Source organism: Spirochaetota bacterium (assembly GCA_026414805.1).
Taxonomy (GTDB): domain Bacteria; phylum Spirochaetota; class UBA4802; order UBA4802; family UB4802; genus UBA4802.
On the sequence record JAOAIH010000066.1, the window covers coordinates 1 to 16648 of the forward strand.

A 16648-nucleotide genomic window follows, 5' to 3' on the forward strand; every position below is an offset into this window, starting at 1 on the left:
GCTGTGTATAGAGCCTCATAGGAGCTTATCCTCGATAAGTGTTGTTGTGGATCAACAATCACTGTATTGGATATTCTTTTTATGAGGCAACATTTTTTTCATCGTATGTTGCACTTCATTATTGAATTTGCCAATAAAACGATATCGATTTTAAAAATATTCTTGACAAAAACAGTTAATATATTAATTTAATTAATAGATACCGTCTATTTGGTATATAACAATTTATAGATATGGGGGGTTTATGAAGAGGTTTGCTATTCTGCTGTTAGTGGCAGGTTTTTTGTTAGCTTCAACCGCTGGTTTTAGTGCAACGTATATTTTGCATCTAAATGGCATGTGTTCAACACACTGGTTGGATGGCAAAAGCAAAGGGGGAGAATCACGCCTTGCAAATGCACCTGGTTATACTTCAATAAACTGCTATGTAGATAATCGTAACACAATTGCATACTCGGCAAGCCAGTTTAAGACAAATTATTTAGATGTATATTGCAAAGGAAGCAACTGGTGTTATGTTGTCAATTACAGTGCTGGTGATGTAATAATGGGGTATATTAATGCAAATTATGACCCACAGTGGAATATTGCCTATGTATATACAACAGCTGGAGCAGGTGGTGGAAGCGAAATAGCAATTAAAGGGATCTCAGACCTGTTTACATGTAATTTAGCTTCTCAGTTGGGTGTGAGTACAGTTCGCAACATGTATAACCACAATGACACAAATGGGATAACGATATATCATATTGGGGGTTATAAAGGAATCATAGGAGCTTCCGTATTGTTACCAGGTGAAGATGATGGGGCAGTAGCATATCATTCTGCGGGTGCATGCGTTAACTCTGGAAGCTATAATAATCTTTGCAACTGTACACACTGGACAAATCATGTGATTGCCTACACGTGCACAGGATATTATTTAGATCACTATGAAATGAAAATGAAATTTATTTACCAGTTAGGCTGGTAAGTTTTTGGTGTATGACCTGCCACAAGCGCGGTTTTAAAAAGGCCGCGCTTTTTTTTAATAAAACTTTTTAATCCTATTTTCATACAAGGAGAAACCATCAATGAAAATTAAAGGGTTTCATATCGCAATTGTGCTAATGCTGGTAACTATCGCAATAATAATTTATATTACTGGAAGCAATGACCAGAGCCCATCAACACTATCTATTGGCCAAACTAATTCAAAAGGATATGGAACTGTTCTTGAGCAGATGGGGCTTATTTCCCCTCAGCAGGCATTACAGGATTATAAACAACTGTCCATTTATCCACCCAATAGCAGGCCTTTGAGCAAGGAAAATATTGACTTACTTATGCCCAACCACCGATATGAACAGCCATTGCCTATTGAAAAGGGAAGTGATATTTATTATTTGTTTACTGCTGATAAATATCGTGTTATAGGAGACGACAGCATAACGTTTGTATTGATGGTCCTTGAAGGAACAAAACCTGATTCAGAACGTATCCCAATCACAATTATTAAGTCTATTATCAAAAAAGGCATAAATTATAAAAAAGCTGGATATATTTCTGAGCTATCGCTTGCAAAAAATAATGTGGGAGATTATACAGCTGAACTGGTGTGTGCTCAAATTTTTTCTAACGAAAAAAAGTCGGGAACTTATTGGGCCCAGGTTGAGTTTAAAGTTGGAAGCGATGTTGTTGATGCTGCTATTCCTTTTGAATATTTTCCCGAAAACACAATACCTGCAAAATTTACAGGAAATTTCAGGGATTACATTAAGAATGGTTCGCTGTATGTTGATGTTGAGATGGATGTGTATCGCAAAGGGTATTATATCATTGATGCCAATCTTTTTGATAGAGAGCTTGAACCGGTAGCGTATTCAATAGAAAAGCGCGAACTGAATGCTGGCAAACAGTGGGTGCCGCTTTTGTTTTTTGGAAAGGTGCTTCTTGATAAAAAGGCAAAACCTCCGTTTGTAGTGCGCGATATTCGCGGATACCGGTTTATTGAAGCTACAACACCCGATCCTGAATTTATGGACAGGGAAATGATAAAACCCTATGATGGTGAATACAAAACTAAAACATCAAATATTTCAGGGCTGTCGGATAAAGAATTTGAAGACGAAATGAAGCGCAAACGTATTGAATTTCTGGAAAAAGAAAGTATGGGTGATATTGGTGTGCAATAAAAAACATTTTGCTATATACGTTTCTATACTTTTATTGTTAAGTGTATGTGCGATAGTTACTGTGAATGGATGCACTGAGCTATCGCACAATGATGATGTAATCCTTGTTGTGGTCACTGCGCACAATTGTGAATCGTGCACTGCAACAGATGACAGTATATATTTTATATCGCATAATTATCCTGATATTCAGGTGAAAACGGTTGAAATACACAACCCCGAAGGTGCAATGTATGTATCGCGATATAGAATATGGCGCGTGCCTGTATATCTTTTTATAGACAGAAATGGTAATGAACTCTACAGGCTTGAAGGAGAACAAAACAGAAGCCAACTTAAAGAAGCTATTGTAATTGCAAAAGCACGAAAACATCGTAATTAATAAAAAGACTCACCAAAAGCTATAATGCTCCCTGCATTATCATTTTCCACAATTATATTGACAGATATAGTTATCCTATCTTGATATTGTAAGATAATAAATATATGAATGATGATACTTATAAAACAAAAAAATATTTTATTGTATTGACAAATAACACAATTATATTAAAAGTAGCATCATAATTATATTTTTTATAGAGGTAGGTGCTTATGAAACGTTTTGTCATTGTGTATCTTACTTTTCTATTAACTATTTCTGTTTTTGCACAAGAACAGGAAAAAGAAGATGTTGTTAAGTTACAGGATGTTATAGTTTCTGATACATTTTTATATCCCGGTGCGTATCAGTCTATAACAGCTGATTCTGTAAAAAATAATCCCAAAACAGATTTGCTCAGCGTAATTAAAACCAATGTTCCATCATTTTACGTTCCGTCAAACAGAGTGATGGGATACGGTGTGGCACGAAGTGGTTCTGCTACTCTTTCAATTCGTGGTATTGGTAAATCAGGATGGGGGCCAACCACGGGAATTCCTATTCTTTACAATGGTATGGATACCACAATGAGTATTATGGGTCATCCAGTTGCAGATATTATGACAATGAAAAATGTTGAGCGCATTGAAGTATTAATTGGTCCACAGCCAGTACTGTTTGGCTCAAGCGCAATGGGTGGCGTCATCAATGTCATTACAAAAAAGCAGAAAGAAGATGGTTTTACAACAGAGTTACTGGGGTCGTATGGCACATGGAATAGCACTCAGGATTACCTGTACCACATGGGTAAGATGGGAAAATTAGACTACAGTGTGGGCTATCAGTTGCAGAAAACTGATGGTGACTGGAAACAGACAATAAATGGAAAAACATTTACTTCTGAGTTTATGCAGCAAAATGGTACTGTGCATGTTGGCTATGCACTGTCTGCCAACTGGTATGCTTCAGTGGATAGCTATGGCATGAAGCAGAATATACATGATCCAGGACCAGATGGCATCAATGCCTTATCTGGTGGCGCTTTAACAAATCAGCTCAATTTACTGGAGGAATTTGATATTACCCGTGGTGGAGTTGTTGCAAAGCTGTCCCATGAGTATGGCAAATATAGTGGAACACTACAGGCAGAAGGCAATTTTGGTCACCATGAATCAGTGCAATCAAATACAGGTGTTGATAAATTTAAATCGGATGATTCTTCGTACGCACTGCGTTTAAAAGAAATTATGAAACTATGGCCCGGCAACACGTTGACCACTGGTGCAGAATGGCGCAGGTATGGTGGTACTGCAAAAGACCAATCTACCGGTACTTATTACATTAAAAATAAATATCTACATGATACATCTATATATGCATTGATGGATCAGGCATTATTCAACAATATAATGAACATTAATGGCGGTGCCCGATATAGCTATAATTCTAAATATGGTGATTACACGTCATGGCAGACAGGTGCTGCAGTTCGCCCATTAGAAAAAACCAAAATTTATACAAATGTAGCAAAAGGATTTAAGTTCCCTGATATACGGCAGGTTTATCTAAAAGGAATGTTCCCTGCTATAAATCCCAATGAAGATTTAGAACCAGAGACATATACATCAGCTGAATGTGGCATAGAGCAAAAGTTACTGGAGGGCATTCAGATTCATGTAGCTGGATACCGTATATGGTCAGATAATATGTTTATATATACTTCACAGTGGAAAAATGCAGATAGATTTACATATAACGGAGCCGAAGCATCAATAATAATCACCGCTTTTAAGTGGTTATCGTTTAGCGCTGGATATTCATTCATTGACAATGAACAGGATAATGAATACCTGCCGTATGTGCCAAAGCATAAAGCAAACGGTAGTATTACCCTTACAATAGCTGATTTTAGTGCAACACTTGATGGTGAGTATGTAAATGGCATGTATGCTGATACGGCTGGTAAAAAAGAGTTTGATAACTATTTTGTTGCAAATGCACAGGTATCATATTCATTTTTAAAGAAGTTTACCGCATTTGTTTCTTTATATAATATTACCGATAAAGAATATTCAACTTTTGCGGTTTTAGTTCCACCACTGGGTAATAAATATTGTGAATACCCAATGCCTGGATTCCATTTTCTGGCAGGGATGAAGGCAACATTCTAAGGTGTCAATGCTATGATACAATAATGTGTCAGATTAATAGCTGTAACACTATGGGGGTGCATTATATGCACCCCTTTTTTGTTTGGTGTGAATGTAAAATCACTTGCAATAGGGATAATGTTTTATTATATTTTATTATATTGATAATTGGAGGGTATATCATGTGGCAGCGCAAACCCGGATTTGCAGGTTCATTTTATCCTGCAAGTCCTGAAAAATTAAAAAATGAAATTGCTCATTATTTATCAAAGGCTGAAATCAAAAAGCTTGATAATCCTGTAGCTTTTATATCACCACATGCAGGGTATATCTACTCTGGCCCTGTTGCAGCATACTCGTATGTACAGCTAAAGGAAAATCCTGTAGATGTTGCTATTGTGCTTGCCCCTTCACATCGTGCACGATTTAACGGTGCGTCCGTTATATCAAATGGCATATTTACTACCCCATTGGGTGATATAAAAGTAGACACAGCTATTACAGATAGGCTTTTAGATGATGAAATATTTTTAGAAATTAAGGAAGCCCATCAATACGAGCATTCACTGGAGGTACAGCTTCCTTTTTTGCAGGTAGTGTTACAAGATTTTGTACTTGTACCGATAGTTATCGGTACTATTGATCTTGAGATTTGCAGGCAGATTGGCAACAAACTTGCAGAAGCTTTGGGCAATGAAAGTCGAAAGTTTGTTATTATTGTTTCAACGGATCTTTCCCATTATTACAGCTATGATATAGCAAAGAAAATTGATAATAACTTTATTGAAGCTTTGAAAAAATTTGATGAGAGCTATCTCTTTGAAATGCTCCAAAGCGATAAAGCACAGGCATGCGGTGAAGGTCCTGTTCTTGCTGGGATGGTTGCATCTAAAAAATTAGGGGCAAAAAAGGTTGAAATTTTACATTATGCAAATTCGGGTGATACAGCTGGTCCTAAAAATGAGGTAGTTGGTTATTTGGCAGCTGCATTTGTGAAATAAGGAGGGGATATGGTAGAGCTAAACCAAGAGCAAAAAAAGAAACTGCTTGCACTGGCACGAAGGACTATTGAAGAATATTTGAAAAAGAAAACGTTGCCAAAAGTTGATTATGATAATGAATTTAAAGACGAAGTGTTCAAGCAAAAATGTGGTGCATTTGTGACATTGCATAAACATGGTGCATTGCGAGGCTGCATTGGATATGTAAAAGGGATTAAAACTATACCTGAAGCAGTAGTAGATATGGCAAAAGCATCAGCATTTGAGGATCCACGATTTGAGCCACTACGGGCAAGTGAATTGGATGAAATTGATATTGAGATTTCAGTTTTAACACCAGTTGAACCAGTAAATGATATTTCGGAGATAGTTATAGGGAGAGATGGACTGATAATAAGCAATGGATTCAGGACAGGCTTGCTTTTACCACAGGTTGCAACAGAATATGGGTGGGATGTGAAAACGTTTCTTGAACATACGTGTTACAAGGCTGGGTTGCCACCTGATGCGTGGAAATGGAATAATACAAAAATAGAGAAATTTTCAGCAATTGTTTTCGGTGAAAAGGAGCTAAACATTCGATAATTATACCAGTAGATGAGAAATGGAGATACACATCTTGTTATAACTTGTTATAAAATATATATTTTTATATAAGGGAGAATATAAGTGAATAGTAAAGTAGTAAAACGAGCAGTAATTATATTGATAATTCAGGTTTTGATGTTTACGACATGTTCTAAGAAAAAAGATTATTCTCAGATAGAAAATCTGCTTAATCAATGGGCAAATGCAATTAAATACTTAAACTATACTGACTATTGCAGATTGGAAGCTAATCCAAAAGATAGTAACACATTCAACGTTATGTATCAGCAGTACTATATTTCAAATATAAGAATTGTGGAAGTTGATGATACACTCCATAATGGTACCGACAGTGATGGAAAACCGTATGAGTTTAAAAATGTGCGTTTTATAGCATCGTTGTACAATAGGCAAACTAACAGGGAAGAGCAGATAGTCAATGGTGATATAAAAATAATTCGCTATGTATCAGGACCAAAAAAGGAAAAAGGGTGGTTGCTGTCAAACAGAACATTAATTTATGAGCAATAGAACAAAATGAAAAATATTGGCAACACTCACACCAGCATTGTAGCCCTCGCAAATTCACATCACACCAAAATTATTGTTTTTATTATAGTAGTTGTCTATTCTATACTTTTGAATACGATAGCTATCTCACAAAATCAAAATACAATTGCAGAAATTAATAAACGTGCTCAGGATTATTATGATAAAAAAGAACTATCAAAGGCTATAATAGAATGGCTAAAGATACTGGAAATTGATCCAAACAATGAGGAAGTCCAGCGCAAAATAGAATTGGTATACGAAGAAAAACATAAAAAAGATATATCACTACAAAGAGCAAAGTTATATTACCGCTTATCCAGAAAAGTGCTTCCTGAAAATGTTGAAAATGCCAGGGAAAATTCTAAGATTGCTATAGAAAATTTTATTATTGCTTATAGGATGGATCCTAAAGACCCTGAGCTGCAGGTTTTGCGTGAAGATCTTAAACTGCTTGATAATGAGATTAAGCTTGAATTGGCTAAAAATCGAATGGCAGAAGAAATAAAAAAGAAATATTTTGTACTGTTGGAAGATGCAAATAAGCTGATGCTTGAAAAACAATACGAAGAAGCAATAAAAGTGTGGGATGAAATATTACGTTTAGTACCTCTTGACTCGGCGGCAACAGAAGGTAAACGGCAGGCAGAACTGGCAATTAGCAACAGATTAAAATATGAAAAAATTATGATGCTCATTGCCAGTGGGGAAGAATTATTTAAACAGGAAAAATATACTGATTCAAAAAATGAGTTTTTGCAAGTTTTAAAATTGGATGACAAAAACAGAGTGGCAAAGGATTATATAGTAAAAATTGATGATATCCTTGAAGAAAAGCGCACGTATGAACAGCGACGCATACAGGCAGAGCAATTTTATGTAGCAGGTATAAATAATCTTAAGGTATATGAATTTGAACAGGCAAAAGATAACTTTGAGAATGCTCTTGCCTTGATTGATAATTACAAAGATGCAAAAGCACAACTAGAAGCAATTCCGCGCTTAAAAAAAGAATATGAAGAACAACAACGCTTGCTACGGTTACAAAAAATTGATAAAACTTTCCAGGAAGGCCTTCTAGCTTTAACTGAAGGAAAGTACAGGGATGCGGTAGCTGCCTTTCAGGCAACGTTGACACTTGACCCAAAAAATGAATTAGCCAAGCGTTATCTTTCAACTGCACTTGATGCATTACGCGTACAGGAAGAGGAAGTAGTTGATGAAAATAATCCCTATTATTCAATTGTTCAGCCATTAATTGAATCAGGGAAACGTTTATACAATCAGGGAAAATATGATGAATCGAGAAAACAGTGGGAAAAAATCTTGAATATTTTTCCTCAAAATCGTATAGCAACTGAATATCTGTTGCGATGTGATTTGGCACAGAAGCCGGAATCATTTAAAAAGTTTGCTAATAATATAGTTAATGAAGGTAAAAAATTATTGGGCGAAAGAAAATATGACCAGGCATACAGGAAATTTGAGTTGATAGCCTCAATAGATCCTCAATACCCAGAAATCCAGAATCTTTTGACATTGTCAAGGGTTGAAAAAAAGAAAGTAGGTTTTGAGGGCACTGATGAGGACTTCAGAAGAAGATATAATGTAGCAATGCAGTTATATCAGCAAGGCGGGAAAAATAACCTGGAAAAAGCATTAGCAGAATTTAGGGTTATAAATAATAAATATCCCGATAATATTCAGGTAGCAATAATTATCAATAAATTAGAATCTCAATTGCGATTTGAAGTTACTGAGGAAAGAGAAGTTAAGAAGCTTACTCCACGTCAACAGGAATTAATTCGTGAGTACTATTTTAAAGGGATAAATTATTATACTAATAATCAATTTGAACTTGCTATAGTGGAATGGAGGAAAGTTCTTGCGATTGATCCTAATCATGAGAAAGCAAAAAATAACATTAAAAAGTGTTTAATATTATTGGGCAGGTAAAAAATGGCTAAAGATAAAAAAGATAAAGATAATAACAAATTTACTAAAAATAAGAAAGATACCGCAGTTAAAGATAACAAAAGAAAGAATAAAGAAAAATCGAGTAAAGGTGTAAAATTTAGCCTCAGGTTAAAATTTTCATTAGCAATAATAATATTAGCAAGTAGCATTATTGCAGTTATGACGTATTATTTTATAAATCAGGAATCTGAGTTGCTGCGTAAACAGATATTACAATTTGCTAACCGCGAAACTGAACGCCTTGCTGTAATAGCACGTGAATCAATTAGCCAAAAAGATGAGTTGCCGCTGGTTGGCGCTGTTCAGGACCTTAAAAATCTTGAATTTGTAGATTATATCTTTGTGATAGATAATAACAAGCGCATAATCCAGAACTTTGATCCAGAAAAGAATGGCACAATTATTGATGATGATCTAACCAGAAAGGCTCTTGAAAACACAAATACTCAAAAACCGATGCTGATAGTATACAAAGATGTAAAAACTGGTATCAATTTCTATGACTTATCGCTTCCTTTATTTCATACTGTTCAGAAAGTAAGAATAGGAACAGTTAGGCTTGGATTCAGTGAAGAAATTATATTATCTGAAATTAGAAAAATGACAATAACTATTCTATTAATAGGAGCATTTTTTATTGGACTATCAGTGTTTGGTTCCATCGTTCTTGCCAGTGTAATTATTAAGCCAATTAAAAAGCTTACAGAAGGTGCGGTTATCATAGGCAATGGAAATCTTGATTATAAAATACAGATTAATAGTACCGATGAGATTGGGAAATTGGCCGCAGAATTTAATCAAATGACAGAAAGACTGAAAGTAGCTCAGAAAATGGAAATTGAAAGCCGCATAATGCAGGAACAGATAGATCTTGCCCGTGAAATTCAAGAAGGTTTAAACCCTATGGGGTTTTATAACAAAAACGGTATAGAAATAAAGGGCTTTACTCGAGCCGCTAAAGGAGTTGGTGGGGATTATTTTGACTACATTGATATTGATAAGTATAGAGTGGGAGCATTAATAAGCGATGTTTCCGGGAAAGGCGTACCTGCTTCACTTGTTATGGTTATGATTCGTACAGTATTTGTTTCATATATCAGGAAAGGAGATGTGTATTGTGCTGATGTAGTAAAAGCAATTAATGATGCGCTCAGTGCTGATTTTGCAGTAGATAAATTTGCCACACTATTCTTTATGATATATGACCGAACAACAAATGAATTATCATTTTCAAATGCAGGGCATGGTCCTCTGTTTTGTTACCGATCATCCTTAAATGCATGTACTTTAACTAAACTAGATGGCGTGCCAATTGGAATAATGGAAGACGTTGATTATAAGCAGGCCAAGGTACCTTTGAATATTGGCGATATCATTGTGCTCTATACAGACGGTGTAACTGAAATGCGTAATGCAAATAAAGAGGAGTATGGACAAAAAAGATTAAGAGATCTTATTATTGCTAATAAAGATCTTAATGCAAAACAAATAGCTGATTTAATTGTACAGGATGTGGATAATTTCAGAGGAGATGTGCCACCTCATGATGATATGACACTTCTGGTTTTAAAAAGAACAGCATAAATGCCTTTAGAGTAAATCCTCCTCATTTTCATAAATGGTGAAAAACTTATCAAGGGTGGCTAATTTTAATATATTTAATACATCATCATGAATATTCATTAACGCAAATTTACCATTGTGGGCTCTCATCTTTTTCTGGCCTGCAACCAAAGCGCCAATACCCGAAGAATCCATATAGTTAACATCTTTAAGATCAACTACTACACTTGAATAAGAACCATCTGTTACACTGAATAAAGCTTTTTTAAGTTCACTGACATTATAAAGATCTACTTCGCCACTGACAGCTATTACTTTATGTTCACCAATATCCTTGAATTCTATTTCCATTGAGCTATCTCCCAGAATATTCTACAATAATGATAATATTGTTTTATTATTGTATAATATATGAAACAACAAAATTATTTCAAGCATAATTTTTATATAGCAGGCAAACTGAACGAAAATTTTACCCAATTTCCGTAATCAGATTCAGCCCAGATTCTGCCTTTATGCTTTTCAATTATGGTTTTGCATATATAAAGTCCCAGCCCAGACCCTTTAATGCCTTCTGTGCCTTTTTGTTTCAGACGTGAAAACTTTTTAAACAGCTTGTCCATGCCATCGGGAGGTATACCAACACCTTCATTAAATACAGAAAATACATATTCGTTATTAACGTGTTTCAGTTCTATTTTAATTGTTGTGTCAGCTTTTCCATATTTGATGGCATTGTTGATAAAATTTGTAACAACAATTTTTAATAAATTTGCATCAGCTTTAATTTTAGGTTTTACTTCAATAGTTATATCCAATTTCATGTTCTTTATGTTATTTACATGTTCTGGCATTTCAACTATTGGTTTTATTACATCTTCATACAGATCAATTTCTTCCTGAAAAGACTCAAGTGAATCCAGTTCCATTTTAGATAAATCAATGTAGTTACGAATAATATCTTCCAGATACTGACAATTGCGTAAAATTGTCTCAATAATTTTTTGCTGTTCCGGCGAAAGATTACCAAAATAACCTTTATAGAGTGTTTCAGCTGTAGTATGAACAACTGATACTGGACTTTTCAATTCATGTGATACAATAGCCATTAAATCCAGCATTGCAGCTTCAGCTTTATCTTGTCTGGCTTTGATTGCATTATCCACAACACTTCGCAATTCATCTGGTGTAAATGGCTTTGGAATATAATCAAATGCACCTAATTTTAATGCTTCTCGTGCGGTTTCAACAGTTGCAAAACCGGTAAAAATAATAACTGTAACATCTGGTTGCTCTTTTCGTAATGTTTTTAATACATCCATGCCACTCAATTGAGGCATCTTTAAGTCAGTAATTACAAGGTCGTATTTTTTTGCTTTTGCTTTTTCAAGGCCTTCAAGGCCATCTTTTGCAGTATCTATCTCCAGATCTTCCCTTTTTTTTAAAATCTTTTCGCAGCTTTTTAATATAATCTCTTCATCATCGATGATTAAAATTTTTATTGTATTTGCCATATTATTTCATGCACCGTATATATTAATATAATTATTGATTTTTTCTATTAGACGGGAATGGTCTTGTAGTGTCAAGTAAATAGAAAGAATGTTATTTTTTTTGTATGAACAGTGTATCAATAAAATGAGATAAATCAATAAAGTTTTTCACTTCACGCATTTCTGTGCAATACGGCATATAAACACTTGCTATGCTATCACTCCAGTCCCATAAATGTCTTCTGTCGGGGTTGAGCCAGTAAATATTTCGTGAGCGTTCTTTAATTTTTATGAATGAATCCAATCCTGGATCCTGATTATTGTTTCGTGCATCACCAAGAATTAATACTGTGGTCTTGCTTGTTAAGGCATCACTATAATTTTGAATGAATTGGTTAAAGCTGTTGCCGTAATTACTTCCCCACCCATAGGTAAAATCAGTATCAGTAAAAATGGAATTCAATGCTCGTTCTGGGTCCATTTCTCTGAATAAATCTGTAATTTCCACAAGATTGCTAATAAATGCAAATGAACGTACTTTTGCAAAAAGTGACTGCAATGTATACGTTAACAACAGCATAAATCGTGAATACTGATTGACCGAACTTGAAATATCACACATAACAACAAGCTGAGGCCTGTCAACTTTTCTGTCTTTGTGAAAAATTTTAAACGGTACACCACCATATTGCAAGTTACGGCGCAAAGTCCTTTTTATGTCGATAGTTCCACGTTTGACTCTTTTTTTTCTGAGTGAAATTCTGTTTTTCATCTTCTGGGCAAAGCGTTTAATAAGTTCACGCATTTCTTTTATTTCGTCGGGTTTTAGTTGATAAATGTATTTATTGAGCAGGTAGTCTTCACGCTGCTTTATAGCACTACCCATATTACGTTCAAACATCCTACGCCGCAACATTCCCAATATCGCTTCAAAAACCTGGGGCGATAGTTCCTGTTCAACAGAATCGTCGGCGCCTCCGGATGCATAGCGCGATCTTGTGTTAAAAAGCGACAAGCCAATAGCACCACCTGATTCTTGTGATTGAATTTCATCGATGAAAATTTTTGTTAAATATTCATTGGATTTTTTGAAAAACGATTGAGGATGAGATTCCAGGAACTCATCGATAAGCGATTCTAACAATGATTTTTCTTCTTGTGTAAAAATAAAATCTTCTGCATTAGTATGCAATGCGTAGATATCTAATAAAGAGTCATGGCCTTTTTTTCGTTCAAAGAATTCCTCAAAGCATTGGTTAAAAACTGGTATATCAGTATAATCTTTTACAAGGGTTGTTGCAAGCGTTTGTTTGAATATTTCTTTTTGCGTAAGAGAAATATGAGGTAATGCGTGCATCATATCCATTATTTCCACAATGGATAGATTAACACCTGCTTTTTTTAATACTTCAGCAAACTCAAAGAAGACATTTTTTGCTTTATCTTCTTCACTTATGAAAGGTTTATCATACATCATTATCAATGGACAATTATGGTATTAATATTCTTCTTTACCAGTTCAATGTCCTTTTCATATTTTAAAATGAAATTCAGGGTGTCAATTGCTATATCCCTGTTCAAGACTTCACATCCCAGCAATGCTAACGCTTTTGCCCAATCTAAGGTTTCGCTTATACTTGGATCTTTTTTTAGAGGAAGCTTTCGGATTTCATGAATTGTATTAATAATTTCTTTGATGAGATAGTTACCGCATTCAGGAACTTTCAATTTGACTATCTGTTCTTCAAGTTCCTTTGAAGGATAGTCAATGTAGAGATGGAGACAACGCCGTTTAAGGGCATCAGACATCTCACGTGCGTTATTTGATGTTAAAAGTACAAAAGGTTTATTTTGAGCAGTTATAGTTCCTATTTCCGGAATAGTAACCTGAAAATCAGAGAGCACTTCAAGCAAAAATGCTTCAAATTCAGAATCAGATTTATCAATTTCATCAATCAAAAGCACAGAAGGTGTTGGATTGGTAATTGCTTTTAAAATGGGACGAGGAACCAGAAATTTTTGTGAGAAAAATACGTCTTCTTCGCTTGTCAACTTATTTACAGCATCTTTTAATGTGGCCTGGTCTTCAAGAATCTTTGATAGTTTATCTTTAAGAATTTGTGTGTATAAAAGCTGTTTGGCATATTCCCATTCATACAAAGCTTTTGCTTCATCCAGGCCCTCATAGCATTGTAGCCGAATGAGATCATACCCCAATGCCTGAGCAATACATTTGCCTAAATCTGTCTTGCCAACACCAGCTGGCCCTTCAACTAACACAGGTTTTTGCATTTTTAAGGCCAGATATACTGTAGTTGCTATCTCTTTGGAACAAATGTATTTTTGTTTTTCTAGTTGATAAATTGTATCGTCAATAGAGGTGAACATCAGATTGCCTTCTTAACAATTGTTGAAATATTTATAACCATTAATATGAATATAGCGTAATTATCAAGAAAATTATATAAAAATAAATATTCACAACCGTATTTTATTAAAAAGATTCAGATCATTTGCTCGCAATGTAATGGATTCTTGTAGCATATCTGGTTTTTCCATGCAAAAATTTGCCAGTGTTTGTGTGATGTTCAATACCCGTGCCACATCACCCAATGTGTCAATAAACTTATCTGCAAAAGCGTTTTCAATTTGCTGTCTGGAAAAATCCTTTTGCAATGATAGCAAATTAAGTGATTCTTCCAAAAGTTGTTGCTGATTGGGTAGTGGAATATGTTTTGCTAGATAGCATAAAAACGCGATATACGCTTCACCAATAAGTGCACGTTCAATAAGACTCCATTTTTTTAATATCTTGCGTAATTCTTTGTCTTTCACTGGACAACATTGGGAGGTAGGGCATGTAAAGCTGGAGAGAGTTAACGAAGAATGCTTAATGGTTGGAAGTATTGAAAGGTTGATATCCTGTAAAACGTTTTGTGGTAAACTTGTAACTGGAATATAAATCAATTTTGAGTATTTTTCATCCCCAGGGCGCCGTGCAGTTAACAATATAATATCAGCATCAGACCCCCCAGAGATATAGCGTTTGTGGCCAGATAGGATAAGAGTATGAGCATCAGAATACCTGACAATCATTCTGTTGTTGTCAGGTTCGGTATGTGCCATTGCACCTATAGTAGTTGTTTGAACTGGAATATCCCATGGCTGTAATTGGTTAACATTAAAAAGTATGCATCTGATAAGCACAGACTGAACAATCCACAACAGTGCAAATCCCAAATCTCCTGAATTAAGAGCTATACTGGTTGAAGGCAATTCTTTGAAATCCAATAAGCAATGTGTAGGGGGAAATTCATTGATAAATACAGACCATGCATCTTTAAACAATGCATGGTTTTTAACACGGTCAGCATAGGATTGTTCTAGTTTTTGAAATATAGTACTGTTCATATTATTTTCGTTTTTGTCGTAATAATGCTTCAATTTTAGTTTGAAGCCCAAAAAGATTAATAAAACCGGTTGCGTCCTTGTGATCGTACAATGCACTTTCATCAAATGTTGCGATATCAGGTTCATATAATGTAACTGGCGATTTTCTGCCAACTGCCATACATGTCCCTTTAAAAAGTTTTACACGTACAGTACCGGTAACATTTTTTTGAGTTTCGTTTATAAATGCATCAAGTGCTTCACGTCGTTTTGTGAACCACTGTCCATAATATACCAGCTCTGCATATTCTATTGCTAGGCGGTCTTTTAAATGTTGGGTATCCCTATCCAGTGTTATAGCTTCAAGATCACGATGTGCTACATGTAGCACAGTGCCTGCTGGGGTTTCATAAACACCTCGTGATTTAATTCCAACAAGCCTGTTTTCAACAATATCTATCCTCCCAACGCCGTTTTCTCCTGCTATGGTGTTGAGTGTTTTCATTAAAGTAACAGGATCCATGCGTTTACCATCAATACCAACAGGAATTCCCTGTTCAAAATCAATTTCTATATAGGTAGGTTTATCAGGTGCTTTTTCCGGGGATTTTGTTAATATAAACATATTCTCGTCTGGTTCACGCCAGGGATCCTCAAGAATTCCCCCCTCATATGATATATGAAGAATGTTGCGGTCCATACTGTAGGGCTTATCTTTAGTAACCGGAACAGGTATGTTGTGTTTTTCTGCATAGTCAAATAGAGATGAGCGAGATGTTAAATTCCATTCACGCCAGGGTGCTATAATCTTTAATTGTGGTGCAAGTGCTTTGAATGTAAGTTCAAAACGAACCTGGTCATTGCCCTTACCTGTTGCACCATGGCATACAGCATCAGCACCTTCTTTCAGAGCTATCTCCACCTGTCGTTTTGCAATAACCGGACGTGCAATTGAGGTTCCAAGCAAATATCTGTTCTCATAGATAGCATTTGCTTTGATGCAAGGGAATATAAAATCACGTACAAATTCTTCTTTAAGATCTTCAATATAACACTTTGATGCACCGGTATTAATAGCTTTTTGTTCAAGGCCATCAAGCTCTTCTTCCTGGCCAACATCTGCAGCAAAACAGATAACTTCGCATTTATAAGTTTCAAGTAGCCATTTAACAATAACTGAAGTATCAAGGCCACCAGAATAGGCAAGTACAACTTTCTTTATACTCATACTATATTTCCTCTAATTATTAATTAGGAATTATCTCATGAAGCAATGTGCAGCATTGTGATGTATAGTCAAGCGATTTATATTATTATTTTTTTGTTTATCGCATTAACGTACATAAAATAGCTTTTTGCACATGTAATCTGTTTTCTGCTTGGTCAAGAACAATTGATTGTG

General features: G+C 35.2%; 15 protein-coding genes. 9 read left to right on the plus strand and 6 right to left on the minus strand.

From position 1 onward, the window contains the following. Positions 1-244: 244 nt before the first annotated feature. From N3F66_12115 to N3F66_12155, 9 genes are all read left to right on the plus strand, one after another. Positions 245-973: a hypothetical protein gene (locus N3F66_12115; GenBank protein MCX8124889.1), complete on the plus strand. Its 729-nt coding sequence runs from the start codon at positions 245-247 to the stop codon at positions 971-973. A gap of 100 nt (positions 974-1073) precedes the next feature. Beyond that, positions 1074-2174 (plus strand): hypothetical protein, encoded by a 1101-nt coding sequence (locus N3F66_12120; protein MCX8124890.1) that lies wholly within the window; start codon positions 1074-1076, stop codon positions 2172-2174. Further along, entirely contained in the window at positions 2164-2556 is a 393-nt protein-coding gene (locus tag N3F66_12125; protein MCX8124891.1) for a thioredoxin domain-containing protein, read from the plus strand. The genes N3F66_12120 and N3F66_12125 overlap by 11 nt, the downstream gene beginning before the upstream one ends. Positions 2557-2768: 212 nt before the next feature. Further along, positions 2769-4706, plus strand: coding sequence for a TonB-dependent receptor (locus N3F66_12130; GenBank protein ID MCX8124892.1), 1938 nt, complete (start codon positions 2769-2771; stop codon positions 4704-4706). A 161-nt stretch (positions 4707-4867) separates the two neighbouring features. Beyond that, positions 4868-5686 carry an AmmeMemoRadiSam system protein B gene (gene amrB / locus N3F66_12135; protein ID MCX8124893.1) on the plus strand — a complete coding sequence of 273 codons (819 nt, stop codon included), beginning with the start codon at positions 4868-4870 and terminating at the stop codon, positions 5684-5686. 9 nt (positions 5687-5695) lie between these two features. After that, positions 5696-6271: an AmmeMemoRadiSam system protein A gene (amrA, locus tag N3F66_12140; GenBank protein ID MCX8124894.1), complete on the plus strand. Its 576-nt coding sequence runs from the start codon at positions 5696-5698 to the stop codon at positions 6269-6271. A gap of 84 nt (positions 6272-6355) precedes the next feature. Beyond that, positions 6356-6805 carry a hypothetical protein gene (locus N3F66_12145; GenBank protein MCX8124895.1) on the plus strand — a complete coding sequence of 150 codons (450 nt, stop codon included), beginning with the start codon at positions 6356-6358 and terminating at the stop codon, positions 6803-6805. A 6-nt stretch (positions 6806-6811) separates the two neighbouring features. After that, the gene (locus tag N3F66_12150) at positions 6812-8779 is read left to right on the plus strand and encodes a tetratricopeptide repeat protein (GenBank protein ID MCX8124896.1); all 1968 of its coding nucleotides are present in this window, start codon (positions 6812-6814) and stop codon (positions 8777-8779) included. 3 nt (positions 8780-8782) lie between these two features. After that, positions 8783-10384 (plus strand): SpoIIE family protein phosphatase, encoded by a 1602-nt coding sequence (locus tag N3F66_12155; GenBank protein ID MCX8124897.1) that lies wholly within the window; start codon positions 8783-8785, stop codon positions 10382-10384. Between the two features lie 6 nt (positions 10385-10390). Here the strand turns inward: N3F66_12155 and N3F66_12160 are convergent, their stop codons facing one another. The 6 genes from N3F66_12160 to N3F66_12185 form a co-directional block, all read right to left on the minus strand. After that, positions 10391-10714, minus strand: coding sequence for an STAS domain-containing protein (locus tag N3F66_12160; GenBank protein ID MCX8124898.1), 324 nt, complete (start codon positions 10712-10714; stop codon positions 10391-10393). Between the two features lie 92 nt (positions 10715-10806). Then, a complete protein-coding gene (locus N3F66_12165; protein MCX8124899.1) occupies positions 10807-11877 on the minus strand; it encodes a response regulator in 1071 nt (356 codons plus the stop codon). Positions 11878-11968: 91 nt separating this feature from the next. After that, positions 11969-13333 (minus strand): VWA domain-containing protein, encoded by a 1365-nt coding sequence (locus N3F66_12170; GenBank protein ID MCX8124900.1) that lies wholly within the window; start codon positions 13331-13333, stop codon positions 11969-11971. Positions 13334-13335: 2 nt separating this feature from the next. Further along, a complete protein-coding gene (locus tag N3F66_12175; GenBank protein ID MCX8124901.1) occupies positions 13336-14244 on the minus strand; it encodes a MoxR family ATPase in 909 nt (302 codons plus the stop codon). A gap of 90 nt (positions 14245-14334) precedes the next feature. After that, a complete protein-coding gene (locus N3F66_12180; protein MCX8124902.1) occupies positions 14335-15267 on the minus strand; it encodes a hypothetical protein in 933 nt (310 codons plus the stop codon). Between the two features lies 1 nt (position 15268). After that, positions 15269-16474 (minus strand): argininosuccinate synthase, encoded by a 1206-nt coding sequence (locus tag N3F66_12185; GenBank protein ID MCX8124903.1) that lies wholly within the window; start codon positions 16472-16474, stop codon positions 15269-15271. Positions 16475-16648 lie beyond the last annotated feature (174 nt).

Bases quoted from the DNA above. Each gene is read 5' to 3' on its own strand.
- N3F66_12115 (MCX8124889.1), top strand. From the start codon at position 245: ATGAAGAGGTTTGCTATTCTGCTGTTAGTGGCAGGTTTTTTGTTAGCT.
- N3F66_12120 (MCX8124890.1), top strand. From the start codon at position 1,074: ATGAAAATTAAAGGGTTTCATATCGCAATTGTGCTAATGCTGGTAACT.
- N3F66_12130 (MCX8124892.1), top strand. From the start codon at position 2,769: ATGAAACGTTTTGTCATTGTGTATCTTACTTTTCTATTAACTATTTCT.
- amrB (MCX8124893.1), top strand. From the start codon at position 4,868: ATGTGGCAGCGCAAACCCGGATTTGCAGGTTCATTTTATCCTGCAAGT.
- amrA (MCX8124894.1), top strand. From the start codon at position 5,696: ATGGTAGAGCTAAACCAAGAGCAAAAAAAGAAACTGCTTGCACTGGCA.
- N3F66_12150 (MCX8124896.1), top strand. From the start codon at position 6,812: ATGAAAAATATTGGCAACACTCACACCAGCATTGTAGCCCTCGCAAAT.
- N3F66_12155 (MCX8124897.1), top strand. From the start codon at position 8,783: ATGGCTAAAGATAAAAAAGATAAAGATAATAACAAATTTACTAAAAAT.
- N3F66_12160 (MCX8124898.1), bottom strand. From the start codon at position 10,714: ATGGAAATAGAATTCAAGGATATTGGTGAACATAAAGTAATAGCTGTC.
- N3F66_12165 (MCX8124899.1), bottom strand. From the start codon at position 11,877: ATGGCAAATACAATAAAAATTTTAATCATCGATGATGAAGAGATTATA.
- N3F66_12170 (MCX8124900.1), bottom strand. From the start codon at position 13,333: ATGATGTATGATAAACCTTTCATAAGTGAAGAAGATAAAGCAAAAAAT.
- N3F66_12175 (MCX8124901.1), bottom strand. From the start codon at position 14,244: ATGTTCACCTCTATTGACGATACAATTTATCAACTAGAAAAACAAAAA.
- N3F66_12180 (MCX8124902.1), bottom strand. From the start codon at position 15,267: ATGAACAGTACTATATTTCAAAAACTAGAACAATCCTATGCTGACCGT.
- N3F66_12185 (MCX8124903.1), bottom strand. From the start codon at position 16,474: ATGAGTATAAAGAAAGTTGTACTTGCCTATTCTGGTGGCCTTGATACT.